This window comes from Pseudomonas sp. G2-4 (genome assembly GCF_030064125.1).
Classification (GTDB): Bacteria; Pseudomonadota; Gammaproteobacteria; order Pseudomonadales; family Pseudomonadaceae; genus Aquipseudomonas.
Window position 1 is genome coordinate 5,855,001 of sequence record NZ_CP125957.1, and the last position, 15,376, is coordinate 5,870,376.

Consider the following 15,376-nt stretch of genomic DNA (forward strand, 5'->3'; position numbering starts at 1 on the left):
GACCATCGACCACCAGCGAAGCACCCGCGGCCACGCCGTCTTCTATATAACCACTGACCTTGTCCCGATGCTGCCCCGTCACGAGCGGCCCCATGTCCAACCCGCAAGACGTACCGGCGCCGATCTTCAGCGCCTTGATCTGCGGCACCAACTTCGACACCAACGCGTCCGCTACTTGATCGCCGACACACACCGCCACGGAAATCGCCATGCAACGCTCACCGCACGAACCGTACGCCGCGCCCATCAGCGCGCTGACAGCATTGTCCAAGTCCGCATCGGGCATCAGTACCGCATGGTTCTTCGCACCACCGAGTGCCTGGACGCGCTTGCCGCGCCGGGTGCCCTCGGCATAGATGTATTCTGCAATCGGCGTCGAGCCGACAAAACTCAGCGCCTTGACTTCCGGCGCTTCGATCAGCGCATCGACGGCCGCCTTGTCACCATGCACCACGCTCAACACGCCCTTGGGCAAGCCGGCTTCCAACAACAGTTGGGCGATCAGCAGTGTCGAACTCGGATCGCGCTCGGACGGCTTGAGGATGAAGCAGTTACCGCAAACGATCGCCAGCGGATACATCCACAACGGCACCATCGCCGGGAAGTTGAACGGCGTGATACCCGCCACCACACCCAGAGGTTGAAAGTCTGACCACGCATCGATGTTTGGTCCGACGTTGCGACTGTATTCGCCCTTCAGAATCTCCGGCGCCGCGCAGGCGAACTCGACGTTCTCAATGCCGCGCTTGAGTTCACCCGCTGCGTCTTCCAGCGTCTTGCCGTGTTCTTCGCTGATCAACTGCGCGATACGCGACTCGTTCTGTTCCAACAATTGCTTGAACCGAAACATCACCTGCGCACGCTTGGCCGCCGGTGTGTTACGCCAGGCCGGGAAAGCCGCCTTCGCCGCGTCGATGGCCTGCTGGATGGTCGCCCGATCAGCCAATGGCACCTTATGAATGGCTTGGCCAGTGGACGGGTTGAACACGTCAGCCGTGCGCGCGCTGTCGCTCAGCAGTTCGCCGTTGATCAAATGCGGAATGAGGCTCATGGGGACTCCAGAATTTATCCACAGGCGCCCGTGACCGGACGCCCGTTATTGAAAGCTATATAAAGGAACGCGTCAGTCGAGCTTGTTCAGCACTTCACCGACGGCGTCGAACAGACGATCCAGATCCTGCGGCTTACTGTTGAACGTCGGCCCGAACTGCAGGGTGTCGCCACCGAATCGCACATAGAACCCGGCTTTCCACAACGCCATGCCGGCCTCAAACGGGCGCACGATGGCGTCACCATCACGCCCAGCGATCTGGATCGCCCCGGCCAGGCCATAGTTGCGAATGTCGATGACGTTCTTCGAGCCCTTCAAACCGTGCAATGCATTCTCAAAATGTGGCGCGACCTCAGCCACGCTCTGCACCAGGTTTTCCTTTTGCAGCAAGTCCAGCGCCGCCAGGCCAGCCGCGCACGCCACGGGGTGCGCCGAGTAGGTGTAGCCGTGGGGAAACTCGACCGCGTACTCGGGTGTCGGCTGATTCATGAAGGTCTGGTAGATCTCGGAGCTGGCAATCACCGCGCCCATGGGGATCGCGCCATTGGTAACTTGCTTGGCAATGCACATCAGGTCCGGGGTCACGCCAAAGCTATCGGCACCGAACATCGAACCGGTGCGGCCGAAACCGGTGATCACCTCATCGAACACCAGCAGGATGTTGTGCTGGTCGCAGATTTCCCGCAGGCGCTTGAGGTAACCCTCAGGCGGCACCAGCACACCAGCCGAGCCGGCCATCGGTTCGACGAATACGGCGGCGATGTTGGAGGCATCGTGCAACTCGATCAGCTTCAGCAGCTCATCGGCCAAGGCGATGCCGCCCTCCTTCGGCATGCCACGGGAATAGGCATTGCTGGCCAGCAAGGTGTGAGGCAGGTGATCGACGTCCATCATGGCCTGGCCGAACAGCTTGCGGTTGCCGTTGACGCCGCCGAGGCTGGTTCCGGCGATGTTCACCCCGTGATAACCACGGGCACGGCCGATCATCTTGGTCTTGGTCGCCTGGCCCTTGAGGCGCCAGTAGGCACGGACCATTTTCACTGCGGTATCGGCGCACTCGGACCCGGAGTCGGTAAAGAACACATGGTTGAGATTACCCGGGGTCAGGCTGGTGATTTTTTCCGCCAGTTGGAACGACAGCGGATGGCCGTACTGGAAACCCGGTGAGTAATCGAGAGTGCCCAGCTGCTTGGCGACCGCTTCCTGGATTTCCTTGCGGGTGTGCCCGGCGCCGCATGTCCACAGCCCCGAGAGCGAGTCGTACACCTTGCGCCCCTTGTCATCCACCAGCCAACTGCCTTCGGCGGCGACGATCAGGCGCGGGTCGCGCTGGAAATTGCGGTTGGCGGTGTAAGGCATCCAGTGGGCATCCAGCTTGAGCTGGCTGGCCAGGGAACCGGCGGCGTGTTCGGGCATGTTCATCGACAAAACCTCGCAGGACATAAGCGACAGGGATCGAAAGGCGTTCTTGCAGCTAAGTTGCCACGGCGATAAAGTCGGTGAAATCCAACTTTTCTAACCTTCAGTCAGCAGATCACTAAACTATGAGCGTTCGCCGTCCCGATCCGCTGGCTCAAGTCAGCGACTTTGATATCCGCTTGCTGCGCATTTTCCGCAGCGTGGTGGAGTGCGGTGGGTTCTCCGCCGCCGAAACAGTGCTCGGCATCGGTCGCTCGGCCATCAGCCAGCAGATGAGCGATCTCGAACAGCGCCTCGGCCTGCGTCTGTGCCAGCGCGGACGGGCGGGATTTTCCCTGACCGAGGAGGGGCGTGAGGTTTATCAGTCGGCATTGCAGTTATTGAGTGCACTGGAAAGCTTTCGTACCGAGGTCAATGGCCTGCACCAGCATCTGCGAGGAGAACTGACCATCGGCCTGACCGACAATCTGGTCACCCTGCCCCACATGCGCATTACCCACGCACTGGCTCAATTGAAGGAGCGCGGGCCCGACGTGCAGATTCAGATTCGCATGATAGCCCCCAACGAAGTCGAGCAAGGCGTGCTCGACGGCCGTCTGCATGTCGGCGTGGTCCCTCAGGCCAGTGCCCTGTCCGGGCTGGAATATCAGCCGCTCTACAGCGAACGTTCGCTGCTCTATTGCGCGGTCGGGCATCCGTTGTTTTATGTGGATGACCAGCAACTCGACGACGCGCGCCTCAACAGCCAGGACGCTATCGCGCCAACCTTCCGCCTGCCGGCCGAGATCCAGGCCCATTACCAGGCACTCAATTGCACCGCCAGCGCCTCGGACCGCGAAGGCATGGCATTCCTGATTCTCACCGGGCGCTACATTGGTTATCTGCCGGATCACTACGCCAGCCTCTGGGTCCAGCAAGGCCGGTTAAGGGCCCTGAAACCCACGGTACGTTTCTATGACCTGAGCCTGGCCTCGGTCACCCGCAAGGGCCGCCGGCCTCACCTGGTGCTGGAAAGTTTTCTCGAGAGCCTCGCAGCAACCCGCTAACGTCTTCGCCCGTTGTCCACCGAAAGGCTTTTATAGCCGTGGCACTTGTCGGATTGATGCCGGTGCGCTATCAACGCAGTTGCTTGCCCACAGACCCAGCCCCGGAAACGTCCATGACCTTTGAAGTCCCAGCCCACGGTGGCAAGCCCACCAGTCGCATTCGGCAAAAGAACGAAGAGACCATCCTCAAGGCCGCCGAAGATGAATTCGCCCGTCACGGGTTCAAAGGCACCAGCATGAATGCCATCGCCCTGAAGGCCGGGCTGCCCAAGGCGAACCTGCACTATTACTTCACCAACAAGCTCGGGTTGTATGTGGCTGTACTGAGCAACATCATCGAATTGTGGGACAGCACCTTCAATACCCTCACCGCCGAAGATGATCCGGCTGAAGCCCTGACCCGCTATATCCGCGCCAAGATGGAGTTTTCCCGTCGCCAGCCCCAGGCATCGCGGCTGTTTGCCATGGAGGTCATCAGCGGTGGCGAATGCCTGACCGAGTACTTCAACCAGGACTATCGCACCTGGTTCAATGGCCGTGCCGCCGTGTTCCAGGCCTGGATCAATGCGGGCAAGATGGACCCGGTCGACCCCGTGCATCTCATCTTTCTGTTATGGGGCAGTACCCAGCATTACGCCGACTTCGCCACCCAGATCTGTCGCGTGACCGGTCGCAGCAAGTTGACCAAGCAGGACATGATCGAGGCGGGTGATAATCTGGTCCGCATCATCCTCAAGGGCTGCGGCCTGACTCCAGCCCTCTAAGATTCCCATGTCCTTTACCCTTGCCGGCTTTTTCGAATACCGCGAAGAAATTCGCAAAAGCCGCTTCATCACCTTCGCGGCGCCCATCACCAGCCCTGCCGATGCCCAGGCCTTTATCGAACAGCACAGTGACCTCAATGCGTCGCACAACTGCTGGGCCTGGAAGCTCGGAGATCAATATCGCAGCAACGACGATGGCGAGCCGGGTGGCACCGCCGGGCGCCCAATCCTGGCCGCCATCGAAGCACAAGCTTGCGACCAGGTCGCGGTGCTGGTGATCCGTTGGTACGGCGGCATTCAACTGGGCACCGGCGGGCTGGCCCGGGCCTATGGCGGCGGCGCAAACAAGTGTCTGCAAAACGCCGAAAAAATCGAACTGATCAGCCGCGTCGCACTGCGCTGTACTTGTGGGTTCGCGGAACTGGCCCTAGTGAAATTGCGGGTTGCCGAAGGGGGCGGGCTGGTAAACAACGAAAGCTTTACGGCCAATGGCGTGGACTTGCAGATCGCCGTGGGTGAAGGGCAAATCGAGACCCTGCAAAAGCAACTGGCCGACCTGAGCCGAGGCCGGATTTTGCTCGCGCGCTGAACCAGGCTGCGACCTTTCAGGGCGGTCGCACAATCGTTCAGCTTACCCACATCCACTGTGCACCCGCCTGTGGATAACCTGAGCACATCCGCCTGTAACCCTTCTGTCATGCGGGTCTGCGTGGGTTGTTCATTTTTCAACCTAAACCCGATCCAACCCGCTAATCCATCACTAAAACAACCGCTTGCAGCGGTTTATCACCTTTAGAAGAAAGCCCCTCTGTGCTTATGCCCGAGTGTTCGGCTTGCGCACAATAACTGTGGAGCAACCTGTGGATAACCCGTTCATGGCTCTCGCGGCTCCAAGAAGGGCATGGCTCGCAGCCGCTTGTTCAATTTTTAACCACCTATTTCGGAGCAAGCCTGGGCCTCGCTGACCGTGTATGCCCCGATCCGGTGCAGGAATACGCCTGAGTGAAAGCGTCGAGGCTACACGCCGAGGGCCTGACACCCGAGGTTTACGCAATTTCCTGACCTGATGGCCAGGAAATTGCTTTATCACCGGCATTCCCGTTCATCGAACCGAGCCTGTCATGTCCGACCCCGACTCCATCCCGCGCCTGCAGTTGCGTAAGATCAGCAAACGCTACCCCGGCTGCCAGGCCAACGACGCCATCGACCTGAGCATCCAGCCCGGTGAGATCCACGCCTTGCTCGGGGAAAACGGTGCGGGCAAAAGCACCCTGATGAAGATTATCTACGGCGTCACCCCGGCCGATTCGGGCGAAGTGATCTGGCAGGGCCAGCGGATCAACCTGCGCAATCCAGCCCAGGCCCGTAGCCTGGGGATCGGCATGGTGTTCCAGCATTTCTCGCTGTTCGAAACCCTCACCGTCGCGCAGAACATTGCCCTGGCGATGGGCGCGGCGGCCGGTACGCCGGCTCACCTGGAACCCAGGATCCGTGAAGTTTCCCGCCGCTACGGCATGGCGCTGGAGCCCCAGCGGTTGGTCCACAGCCTATCGATTGGCGAGCGGCAGCGGGTCGAGATCATTCGCTGCCTGATGCAGGACATTCGACTGCTGATTCTGGATGAACCCACCTCGGTGCTCACCCCCCGGGAAGCCGAAGACCTGTTCGTAACCCTGCGCCGCCTGGCGAGCGAGGGCTGCAGTATTTTGTTTATCAGCCACAAGTTGGCCGAGGTGCGGGCGTTGTGTCACAGCGCCACGGTATTGCGTGGCGGGCGGGTGTCGGGGCACTGCACACCGGCACAATGCTCGGACCGTGAGTTGGCGCAGTTGATGGTCGGCGAAGCCGCCGGACTGGGCGTCGACTATCCCAAGGTCAGTGCCGACAAAGCTTTCCTTCAAATCGACAAACTGTCATGGCACAACCCGGACCCGTTCGGCTGTTCGCTGCGGGATATCGACCTGGAAGTGCGCAGCGGCGAGATCGTCGGCATCGCCGGAGTGGCGGGTAACGGTCAGGATGAGTGGCTGGCGTTGCTCAGCGGAGAAACGCAACTTCCCCGCCCGCAAGGCGAAACGATTCGGTTCGACGGTCAACCCGTGGCGCATCTGCGCCCCGACGCCCGTCGTCGGCTAGGGCTGGCCTTCGTGCCCGCCGAACGCCTGGGCCACGGTGCCGTCCCGCAATTGAGCCTGGCGGACAACGCCTTGCTCAGTGCTTTCCAACAGGGGCTGGTCAGCCATGGGCTGATTCGACGCCGCAAGGTCGAGCGCTTGGCCGAAGAGATCATCCGCCGCTTTGGCGTGAAGACACCCGATACCCAAACCCCGGCGCGCAGCCTTTCGGGGGGCAACCTGCAAAAATTCATTCTCGGCCGGGAGATCCTTCAGCAACCGAAGCTACTGGTAGCTGCCCACCCGACCTGGGGGGTGGATGTCGGCGCGGCGGCAACCATCCATCGCGCCCTGATTGCGCTGCGCGACGCGGGCGCGGCGATCCTGGTGATTTCCGAAGACCTCGACGAACTGTTCCAGATCAGCGACCGCCTGGGTGCGTTGTGCGCAGGGCGCCTATCAGCCTTGCGTCCCACGGTCGAGACGCGCCTCAGTGACGTCGGCGGCTGGATGGCCGGCCAGTTCGACACGTGCCAATCCCCCGCCCCCGTGACGGTTTAACGGAGTTCTTTCATGCTGCTTTCTCTCGAACCTCGCGGCCAGCAATCGCGCCTGATGCTCTGGTGCTCGCCGCTGCTGGCCGCCGTATTGACCTTGGGCAGTGGCTCGCTGCTGTTCATCGCCCTGGGACATGAGCCGTTGCAAACCTTGTACACCTTGTTGATCGCACCGATCAGCGACCTGTATGGGGTGTCCGAGTGGCTGGTCAAGACCTTGCCGATCCTGCTCTGCGCCCTCGGCCTGGCCGTGGCCTACCAGGCGCGAATCTGGAACATCGGTGCCGAAGGCCAACTGCTGCTGGGAGCACTGGCTGGCAGTGCCTTGGCGGTGAATATCATTGGCATGCAAAGCCGCTGGGCGCTGGTGTTGATCCTTTTGACCGGCACGCTGGCCGGGGCAGCCTGGGCTGGACTCACGGCGTGGCTGCGTACGCGCTTCAATGCCAATGAAATCCTCACCAGCATCATGCTCAATTACATCGCCCTGAACTTGTTGCTGTTTTGCGTTCACGGGCCGTTGAAAGACCCGGCGGGTTTCAACTTTCCGGAATCGGCGATGTTCGGCGAAGCCAGTCGCCTGCCGTTGTTGCTGGAGGATGGGCGGGTTCATGCCGGGTTGTATTTCGCCTTGCTGGCGCTGGTAGCGGTGTGGGTCTTGCTGCAGAAAAGTTTTGTCGGCTTTCAAATCAAAGTGCTGGGCCTGGACGCACGCGCCGCCGGTTTCGCCGGGTTTCGCCAAAAACCGCTGGTGTGGCTGGCACTGTTGATCAGCGGGGCGCTGGCCGGGTTGGCCGGTGTCTGCGAAGTGACCGGGCCAATCGGCCAACTGGTGCCGCAGGTGTCGCCGGGCTATGGCTATGCGGCGATAACCGTGGCGTTCCTGGGCCGCCTCAATCCCATCGGCATTCTGTTTTCCAGCCTGTTGATGGCGTTGCTGTACATCGGCGGCGAGAGCGCGCAGATGTCACTCAACCTGCCCCAGGCGATCACCCAACTGTTCCAGGGGATGATGCTGTTTTTCCTGTTGGCCTGTGACGTACTGATCCTGTACCGGCCACGCCTGAACCTGCGCTGGACCCGGCGCACCCGGACCACCGCCGTACAGGCAGGAGCGCTGTAATGGATATCGACCTGTTGAGCAACATTTTCTACGCCATGGTCCGCTGCGGCACACCCTTGCTGCTGGTGGCCCTGGGTGAACTGGTCTGCGAGAAAAGCGGCGTCCTGAACCTGGGCCAGGAAGGCATGATGCTGTTCGGCGCGGTGATCGGTTTTATCGTCGCGTTCAACAGCGGCAACCTGTGGCTGGGGGTGCTGCTGGCGATGGCCGCCGGGATGCTGTTGTCGGCGCTGTTCGCGTTGGTGGCGCTGGTGTTCAACGCCAATCAGGTGGCCACCGGATTGGCATTGACAATTTTTGGCGTGGGCCTGTCGAGCTTTGTCGGAGCGGCCTGGGTCGGCAAACCGCTGGCGGGATTCGAGCCACTGGCGATCCCCTATTTGAGTGACATCCCGCTGATCGGGCGGATGCTGTTTGCCCAGGACCTGTTGGTTTACCTGTCCTTCGCGCTGTTTGCCCTGGTGGCGTGGGTGATCGTGAAAAGTCGTGCCGGATTGATCATCCAGGCCGTCGGCGAGAACCCCGACGCCGCCAGTGCCATGGGCCTGCCGGTGCTACGGGTGCGAACCCTGGCGGTACTCTTCGGTGGTGCCATGGCCGGCTTGGCCGGCGCCTATCTGTCGTTGGCCTACACGCCGATGTGGGCCGAGAACATGAGCGCCGGGCGCGGCTGGATCGCCCTGGCGCTGGTGGTGTTCGCCAGTTGGCGGGTCTGGCGCCTGCTGTTGGGCGCCTACCTGTTTGGCCTCGCCAGCATCCTGCATCTGGTGGCCCAGGGGTTGGGGCTGGCGATTCCATCGAGTTTGCTGGCGATGCTGCCGTATGCCGCAACCATCTTGGTGCTGGTGCTCTTGTCCCGGGATGCGGCGCGCACGCGGCTCTATGCGCCAGTGTCACTGGGGCAGCCTTGGCAGGCGGGGCATTGAGATAGACCGCGGTGCACCTATCGCGAGCAAGCTCGCTCCCACACTAGACCAGGTGACCACTGAGTTCAGGTTTGACTCAGGCCCCCCTGTGGGAGCGAGCTTGCTCGCGATGAGGCCCGAACAGGCAACACCTGAACCAAACCCCACACCACCTCCAAAAACAGAAAAACCCACAACACCGCACTGGCCCCATGAAGCAGCGCATAAAGCTGCCAAGCCGCAAACAAAAACCGCCCCGCCGCGTCATAACGTCCGTACACCGGCTGCGGATCACGAATCCGCAGCACCGCCCACACGCAAACAATCGAGCCCAGCAGATTCACCATCAGCAGATGTGCCGGCGCAAACGGTGGCAGTTCTCCAGGCAGGTCAAATAGCTGAGTCATACTCATCAACACACCATGCAACGCCGCAAAGCTCCAGGGCGTGGCCAGCACGGCCGAGACGATAAGGTCGTACCAGGCGCTGCCGCGCACCACCCGGCGATATTGCATCGATGTCCACATACACGTTGCTCCAGATAATTGGGGAGCGAAAAGGCTAAAGCCTGGGGTATGCTCCAAGGTCAAGCCCTCCGGAGTCGTCCATGCGTATCGGTGAATTAGCCCAAGCCTGCGCCGTCAGTCGAGACACCCTGCGCTTCTACGAGCAGCGGGGCCTGATCGCGGCAGCGCGCAGTGCCAATGGCTATCGCGACTACCCCGCCGACGTGGTCCAACTGGTGCTCTATATCAAGACCGCCCAGCGCCTGGGCTTTACCCTGGGCGAGATCGGCGCCAGCGTCGCCGCCCTGTGGAACGCCCCCGACCCCGACTGCGCGGTGACGCAATTGCTGCAAGACAAGTTGAACCTGATCGAAACCCGCATGACCGAACTCGACGCGTTGCGCCATGAGCTGAAACAACGGCTCGGGCAACGTTGTCCATTAAATCCGTGACCTTTCTCACTCAAGGATGCCTTCATGAATTCGGCAAAAAACGCATTGATCATCGGCGCCTCCCGGGGCTTGGGCCTCGGTCTGGTAAAGACGCTGCTCAGCGACGGCTGGAACGTGATCGCCACCGTGCGCAACCCGCAGAACGCCGAGGCGTTGAAAGCGCTGGGCCCGGTGCGGATCGAAAAGCTCGACATGGACGACCAGCAAGCCGTTATCGCCCTGAGCCAACAGCTCAAGGGTGAAACCTTCGACCTGCTGTTCGTCAATGCCGGCGTCAAAGGCCCGGACAACCAGAGCCCAGGGGGCGCGACCCTGGCTGAAGTCGGCCAGTTGTTCTTCACCAACGCCGTGGCACCGATCAACCTGGCCCAGCGCTTCGTTGGCCAGATCCGTGACGGCAACGGTGTATTGGCGTTCATGAGTTCGGTGCTCGGCAGCGTGACCATGCCCGACGCCCCGGAACTGGCGCTGTACAAGGCGAGCAAGGCTGCGCTCAACTCCATGACCAACAGTTTCGTCAGCCAACTGGACGAGCAGACATTGACCGTGCTGTCGCTGCACCCGGGTTGGGTCAAGACGGACATGGGCGGTGAAGGCGCGGACATTGATGTCGAAACCAGTACCCGTGGGTTGATTGACCAGGTCAACACCTTCGCCGGCAAGGGCGGCCATCACTTCGTCAACTACAAGGGCGAAACGATTCCCTGGTAACCACCTCTCCTCTGTGGGAGCGAGCTTGCTCGCGATGGTGGCCTTACATCCACATTGATGTCGACTGATCTACCGCTATCGCGAGCAAGCTCGCTCCCACAGAGTTCCCGGCCTGACACTGGATCTACGCCCGGTAACCTGAGTAAACTCTGCCCTCGCCCTATCCAACGGGCGACCCTGGATCAGCAGACAGGGCATCACTGAGCTGGCTAACCTGAACCCACTTTCAGAGGAGCCGGCCACCATGCCTGCGACCCGTACCTGGTTAAAAAATCCCCTCGCCATTTTCACCGCCAACGACCTCGATGCCCCTGGCGGCCTCGTCCTGCAGGACGGCGTCATCGTCGAACTGCTGAGCGCCGGCCAACAACCCGCCCAGCCCTGCGACCACATCTTCGACGCGCGCGAGCATGTGATCCTGCCGGGGTTGATCAACACCCATCATCACTTCTACCAGACCCTGACCCGCGCCTGGGCGCCGGTGGTGAACCAGCCGTTGTTCCCATGGCTGAAAACCCTCTATCCGGTATGGGCGCGGCTGACCCCGGAAAAACTTGCCCTGGCGAGCAAAGTGGCGCTGGCCGAGCTGCTGCTATCGGGCTGCACCACGGCGGCGGACCATCATTACCTGTTTCCAGAAGGCCTGGAAAATGCCATCGACGTGCAGGTGCAAAGTGTCCGTGAGCTGGGCATGCGCGCGATGCTGACCCGCGGATCCATGAGCCTGGGCGAAGCCGACGGTGGCTTGCCGCCACAGCAGACCGTGCAGCAGGGCCAGGTCATTCTCGACGACAGCCAGCGGTTGATCGGCCGATACCATGAGCGCGGTGACGGCGCCCGGATCCAGATTGCGCTGGCGCCCTGCTCGCCGTTTTCGGTCACCCCCGAAATCATGCGCGCCAGCGCCGACCTGGCGGAACAACTCGACGTGCGCCTGCACACGCACCTGGCCGAAACCCTCGATGAAGAAGATTTTTGCCTGCAACGCTTCGGCCTGCGCACCGTGGATTACCTGGACAGCGTCGGCTGGCTCGGCCCGCGTACCTGGCTGGCCCACGGCATTCATTTCAACCCGGATGAAATCACCCGCCTCGGCGCCGCCGGCACTGGCATCTGCCATTGTCCGAGCTCCAACATGCGCCTGGCTTCGGGCATTTGCCCGACCCTGGAACTGATCGCCGCCGGGGCGCCCCTGGGCCTGGGCGTGGACGGCTCGGCCTCCAATGACGCCTCGAACATGATCCTCGAAACCCGCCAGGCGTTGTACCTCCAGCGCCTGCGCTATGGCGCGCAAGCGATCACGCCGGAGCGCGTACTGGGCTGGGCGACCCGAGGTTCGGCGCAGTTGCTGGGGCGCAGTGACATCGGCGAGCTGGCGGTGGGCAAGCAGGCTGACCTGGCACTGTTCAAGCTCGATGAGTTGCGCTTCTCCGGCAGCCACGACCCGATCTCGGCCCTGCTGTTGTGCGGCGCGGACCGGGCGGATCGGGTGATGATAGGCGGGCAATGGCGAGTGATCGACGGGCAAGTCGAGGGGTTGGACTTGAAGGGGTTGATTGCCGATCACAGCCAGGCGGCGCGGGAATTGATCGCCGGCATTTAATCCACACCTGAATCCCCTGTGGGAGCGAGCTTGCTCGCGATAACGCCAGATCAGCCAACACTGATGCTGAATGGCTTGCCGCCATCGCGAGCAAGCTCGCTCCCACAATGGGCCTAGAGTCCCAGCAGGGACAACATGATGAAAGTCGCAAACAACACAAAGTGGGTCATGCCTTCGATGGCATTGGTTTCGCCATCGTTGAGGTTGATGGCGCTGACAATCAGGGTGATGAAGATCATCACCGTCTGCACCGGCGTCATTGCCATCTGGAAGGGCTGGCCGGTGTAGAGGGCCATGGCTTCCATCACCGGCACGGTCAGGATCACGGTCGATAAGGAAGCCCCCAGCGCGATGTTCACCACCGACTGCATGCGATTGGCCAGCGCGGCGCGCAGCGCGGTGAGGATTTCCGGTGCTGCGGAGATCGCCGCCACCAGGATCGCCGTGACCACAGGCGGCGCGCCCGAGCCTTCCAGGCCGAGGTCGATGGCCTTGGACATGACCTCGGCCAGCGCACCAATCACCACCACGCCAAACACCAACGCGCCGATGGAAAACGCCAGGCTGATGGGTTTGGGCTCGTTTTCCACGGGCTCTTTCTTGCGGCGTTTTTCCGGGTAGCTGTAGCTGAAGAAGTAGCTGTGCGGCCCGACCTGCATGCGCAGGAACAGGGTGTACAACACGATCATCGCGCCGATGGTAAATGCCGAATACATTTTCCAGCTCTCGCGAGGAATGAACTCTGGCACCACCATCGATACCCCCATGGCGGTGAGGATCATCACGCTGTAGGTGCGGGCTGAATCATCGTTGTAGGCCTGCTCGCCATGCTTGATGCCGCCCATCAACGCCGCAAGCCCGAGAATGCCATTGATGTCGAGCATCACCGTTTTCTAGACATGTCAAAATCAGGTCTACATTTTTATTCATATTTTTCAGATATATAGATGGTCTCAAGATATTTTCTTGATACCTAGATTTGACACCGCACCACCTGGAGCTAGGCTCAACGTTACCAAGTGGGAGGACGCTGTCGATGCAATACCGTCTAGCCGAAGAAGGCCAAATCCAATTCCGAATGCCCGACCTTTTGAAGGGATCAGGGTGGCGGATTGCTAGGGCCACCTTCCCACCGACCGTTCATATCGAAGACGTTTTGGTTCTATGCAATAGCACCGTGCAGTTGAGCGAAGGCGCTGCCCTTGAATCCCAGTTGGGGTATATCGAGGGATTGAAGCGCAAGTTCAATTTCATGGCGAGCTGGGGAGGCAGGCTTCCAAAATCAGAAGAGGAGTGGAGGCCTTTCTGCCTCGCCCATTTAACGTTCCACCTAACTGATACCAACCACTCCACCGCCTCATTTATGAGTCGCAAATCATCTTGGCCAGCAGCGCGAGCTTTGTACCAGCAGTTGAAGGTTGACGGGCATATGCCTTGGAGGGTGCCGATCCTCACTCTGTCGATGAAAGGATCGACAATCGGATTTGAGGATAGTGAGACGCGAACTGTGCTTGGCGAGAGCCGGCAGAGAGTTGAATTCAAGAACAAATCGCTCCCCCAGATATATTTAGTTGATCAAACTTTTGCATTATCAGACGAGGAATACGTCGACGTAATTGAGTCAAAGCTAAAACTCGCGTCATCGGCAGTTCGCGATGGCTGTTATGAGTATTGGACTAAAATGAAAATAGCCCACGCAAACGGGCAAGCGATCATTAACTCCATTAGTAAAGAAGAAATAGAAAAAGTACTTGCGTCTGGAAAATTCGGGCCCGGCAATAGGCCGTGTATCTGCGATCCAAGATCACCGAACGGAATCAATTGGTTCTTAGCCGTCGCCAATTACTATCTGCACAATGATCCTAGCTTAACTCACATTTCGCTCACATACTTGGCGAAAAAATACCCATTTTTTAGAAGACTGAAGTCAACAAACGAGTTCGAACACCTGATCGGCCCAGCGTTACGCGAAGTTGCAGGAGTGGGAAACGATGACAGAATGCAGCCCACCGAAATACTTAATAGATTGCTGGGACTATTATCCATAAGGGATTGCTCTGCGGCCGCCGTATTGCTCACTACTGAGAACCCTGTTTTCAATTCAATGCCGCTTCAACAAGCCAAATTGATAGACGACGACGGTAACAGCTTCTATAGCATTACCATCAACGGAAACGTAGTTTTCAGCGTCGAAAAAGCCCGGGCTCGGTGCAGGAAGGCATCTTCGCTCCCCTCCATGTCAGAGATGATCATGGACGACGTGATACAAGCAACAAAAATTATTAGAACAAAGTTATTTAACTCTAATGACGCACGGTATCGCTACTTGTTTTTGGTATCTCATAGGTTAAATATGGGCACTACCTTGGATATTGATACAAAGCTAAATGGAGGTTTTGGATTAAATCTTTATGACGCAATACATCTTGGAGAAAAGGCTCCAGATGTAAAACCAAATACATTCACGCTTTCAAGCATACGCAACACTGAAGGTATTGTTGAGTTCCTGGCCAGAGGCAGCCTTGAGGCAATGGCAAAAAAACTTGGCAACACCATACAGAGCATACTCAGTTCCTACATACCCCCGTGGCTGATCGAGCGCTGGTGCGAACGTCTTATTCGGAGGTTTCACCAGAAACTGGTGATTGTCGCAAACGCCAATACACCGTGGCTCCTACCAGCATCAGACTTTACCTCTCTCGACCAAATTACCGCGTTCGTCAAAAGTATGTTGACTGAAGGACGAGAGGGTGACGCCTTCACTCAAGCGATTGAGGAACGGTTCGGAAGCAAGGAGAAGCGTATACCTGCTGAAGTCTTGTTCATTAACCTGAAACCCGACTCATTAGCGGCGTTGTACGCGTATGAAAGCTTAGTAGACAATCAGCAGGGTCATGCAGCCCTGGACGATTTTGAAGATGAGGAAGCCAAGCTCATTGCATTGGCTCGGCTAATGAGATGCGTAGCTGAAAACCCTTCCGATTCGGCTTCGGACTTCTCGGCAAATATAGAGCTACAAGGTGAGTCTAGTGCCGAATTTAAAATCATTCACCAACGCGCCTGTAAAATAGCTGGTGAATTCTTGCAGCGTTACCGCACAGCCACGGTTTTCTACAAGGACTGAA

The 15,376-nt window shown here is 59.3% G+C and carries 13 protein-coding genes and 1 pseudogene (1 of these 14 running past the window's edge); 10 read left to right on the top strand and 4 right to left on the bottom strand.

Features of this window, described 5'->3' with window-relative positions; all coding sequences use genetic code 11:
- A protein-coding gene (locus tag QNH97_RS25720) for a CoA-acylating methylmalonate-semialdehyde dehydrogenase (RefSeq protein ID WP_283554446.1) crosses the window boundary here: on the bottom strand, nt 1–1,051 show its 5' portion. The gene continues 443 nt to the left of window position 1, outside the view; the window shows 1,051 of its 1,494 coding nt (coding positions 1–1,051); its start codon is at nt 1,049–1,051; the stop codon falls past the left edge of the window.
- Nucleotides 1,052–1,123: 72 nt separating this feature from the next.
- Nucleotides 1,124–2,473 carry an omega-aminotransferase AptA gene (gene aptA / locus QNH97_RS25725; RefSeq protein ID WP_283554447.1) on the bottom strand — a complete coding sequence of 450 codons (1,350 nt, stop codon included), beginning with the start codon at nt 2,471–2,473 and terminating at the stop codon, nt 1,124–1,126.
- Nucleotides 2,474–2,595: 122 nt separating this feature from the next.
- On the opposite strand from aptA, the gene QNH97_RS25730 reads away from it, so the two are divergent.
- From QNH97_RS25730 to QNH97_RS25755, 6 genes are all read left to right on the top strand, one after another.
- On the top strand, nt 2,596–3,516 hold the full coding sequence (locus QNH97_RS25730; protein WP_283554448.1) for a LysR family transcriptional regulator: 921 nt from the start codon (nt 2,596–2,598) through the stop codon (nt 3,514–3,516).
- A 113-nt stretch (nt 3,517–3,629) separates the two neighbouring features.
- A complete protein-coding gene (locus QNH97_RS25735; RefSeq protein ID WP_283554449.1) occupies nt 3,630–4,280 on the top strand; it encodes a TetR/AcrR family transcriptional regulator in 651 nt (216 codons plus the stop codon).
- 7 nt (nt 4,281–4,287) lie between these two features.
- Nucleotides 4,288–4,869, top strand: a complete 582-nt coding sequence (locus QNH97_RS25740) for an IMPACT family protein (protein ID WP_283554450.1) — start codon at nt 4,288–4,290, stop codon at nt 4,867–4,869.
- A gap of 532 nt (nt 4,870–5,401) precedes the next feature.
- Nucleotides 5,402–6,955, top strand: a complete 1,554-nt coding sequence (locus QNH97_RS25745; RefSeq protein ID WP_283554451.1) for an ABC transporter ATP-binding protein — start codon at nt 5,402–5,404, stop codon at nt 6,953–6,955.
- Between the two features lie 12 nt (nt 6,956–6,967).
- Entirely contained in the window at nt 6,968–8,074 is a 1,107-nt protein-coding gene (locus QNH97_RS25750) for an ABC transporter permease (RefSeq protein ID WP_283554452.1), read from the top strand.
- Complete coding sequence (locus QNH97_RS25755; RefSeq protein WP_283554453.1) at nt 8,074–9,000, top strand: ABC transporter permease; 927 nt, start codon at nt 8,074–8,076, stop codon at nt 8,998–9,000. The genes QNH97_RS25750 and QNH97_RS25755 overlap by 1 nt, the downstream gene beginning before the upstream one ends.
- A 65-nt stretch (nt 9,001–9,065) precedes the next feature.
- Here QNH97_RS25755 and QNH97_RS25760 read toward each other — a convergent pair whose 3' ends face one another.
- Nucleotides 9,066–9,506 (bottom strand): hypothetical protein, encoded by a 441-nt coding sequence (locus tag QNH97_RS25760; protein ID WP_283554454.1) that lies wholly within the window; start codon nt 9,504–9,506, stop codon nt 9,066–9,068.
- An 80-nt stretch (nt 9,507–9,586) separates the two neighbouring features.
- On the opposite strand from QNH97_RS25760, the gene QNH97_RS25765 reads away from it, so the two are divergent.
- From QNH97_RS25765 to QNH97_RS25775, 3 genes are all read left to right on the top strand, one after another.
- Nucleotides 9,587–9,937: a MerR family transcriptional regulator gene (locus QNH97_RS25765; RefSeq protein ID WP_283554455.1), complete on the top strand. Its 351-nt coding sequence runs from the start codon at nt 9,587–9,589 to the stop codon at nt 9,935–9,937.
- A gap of 24 nt (nt 9,938–9,961) precedes the next feature.
- Nucleotides 9,962–10,648: an SDR family oxidoreductase gene (locus QNH97_RS25770; RefSeq protein ID WP_283554456.1), complete on the top strand. Its 687-nt coding sequence runs from the start codon at nt 9,962–9,964 to the stop codon at nt 10,646–10,648.
- 244 nt (nt 10,649–10,892) lie between these two features.
- Nucleotides 10,893–12,251, top strand: a complete 1,359-nt coding sequence (locus QNH97_RS25775) for an 8-oxoguanine deaminase (RefSeq protein WP_283554457.1) — start codon at nt 10,893–10,895, stop codon at nt 12,249–12,251.
- Between the two features lie 113 nt (nt 12,252–12,364).
- On the opposite strand, the pseudogene QNH97_RS25780 reads toward QNH97_RS25775, so the two are convergent.
- Nucleotides 12,365–13,138 (bottom strand): annotated as a pseudogene (locus QNH97_RS25780) (calcium:cation antiporter); the annotation flags it as partial.
- A gap of 149 nt (nt 13,139–13,287) precedes the next feature.
- On the opposite strand from QNH97_RS25780, the gene QNH97_RS25785 reads away from it, so the two are divergent.
- Nucleotides 13,288–15,375, top strand: coding sequence for a hypothetical protein (locus QNH97_RS25785; RefSeq protein WP_283554458.1), 2,088 nt, complete (start codon nt 13,288–13,290; stop codon nt 15,373–15,375).
- Nucleotide 15,376 lies beyond the last annotated feature (1 nt).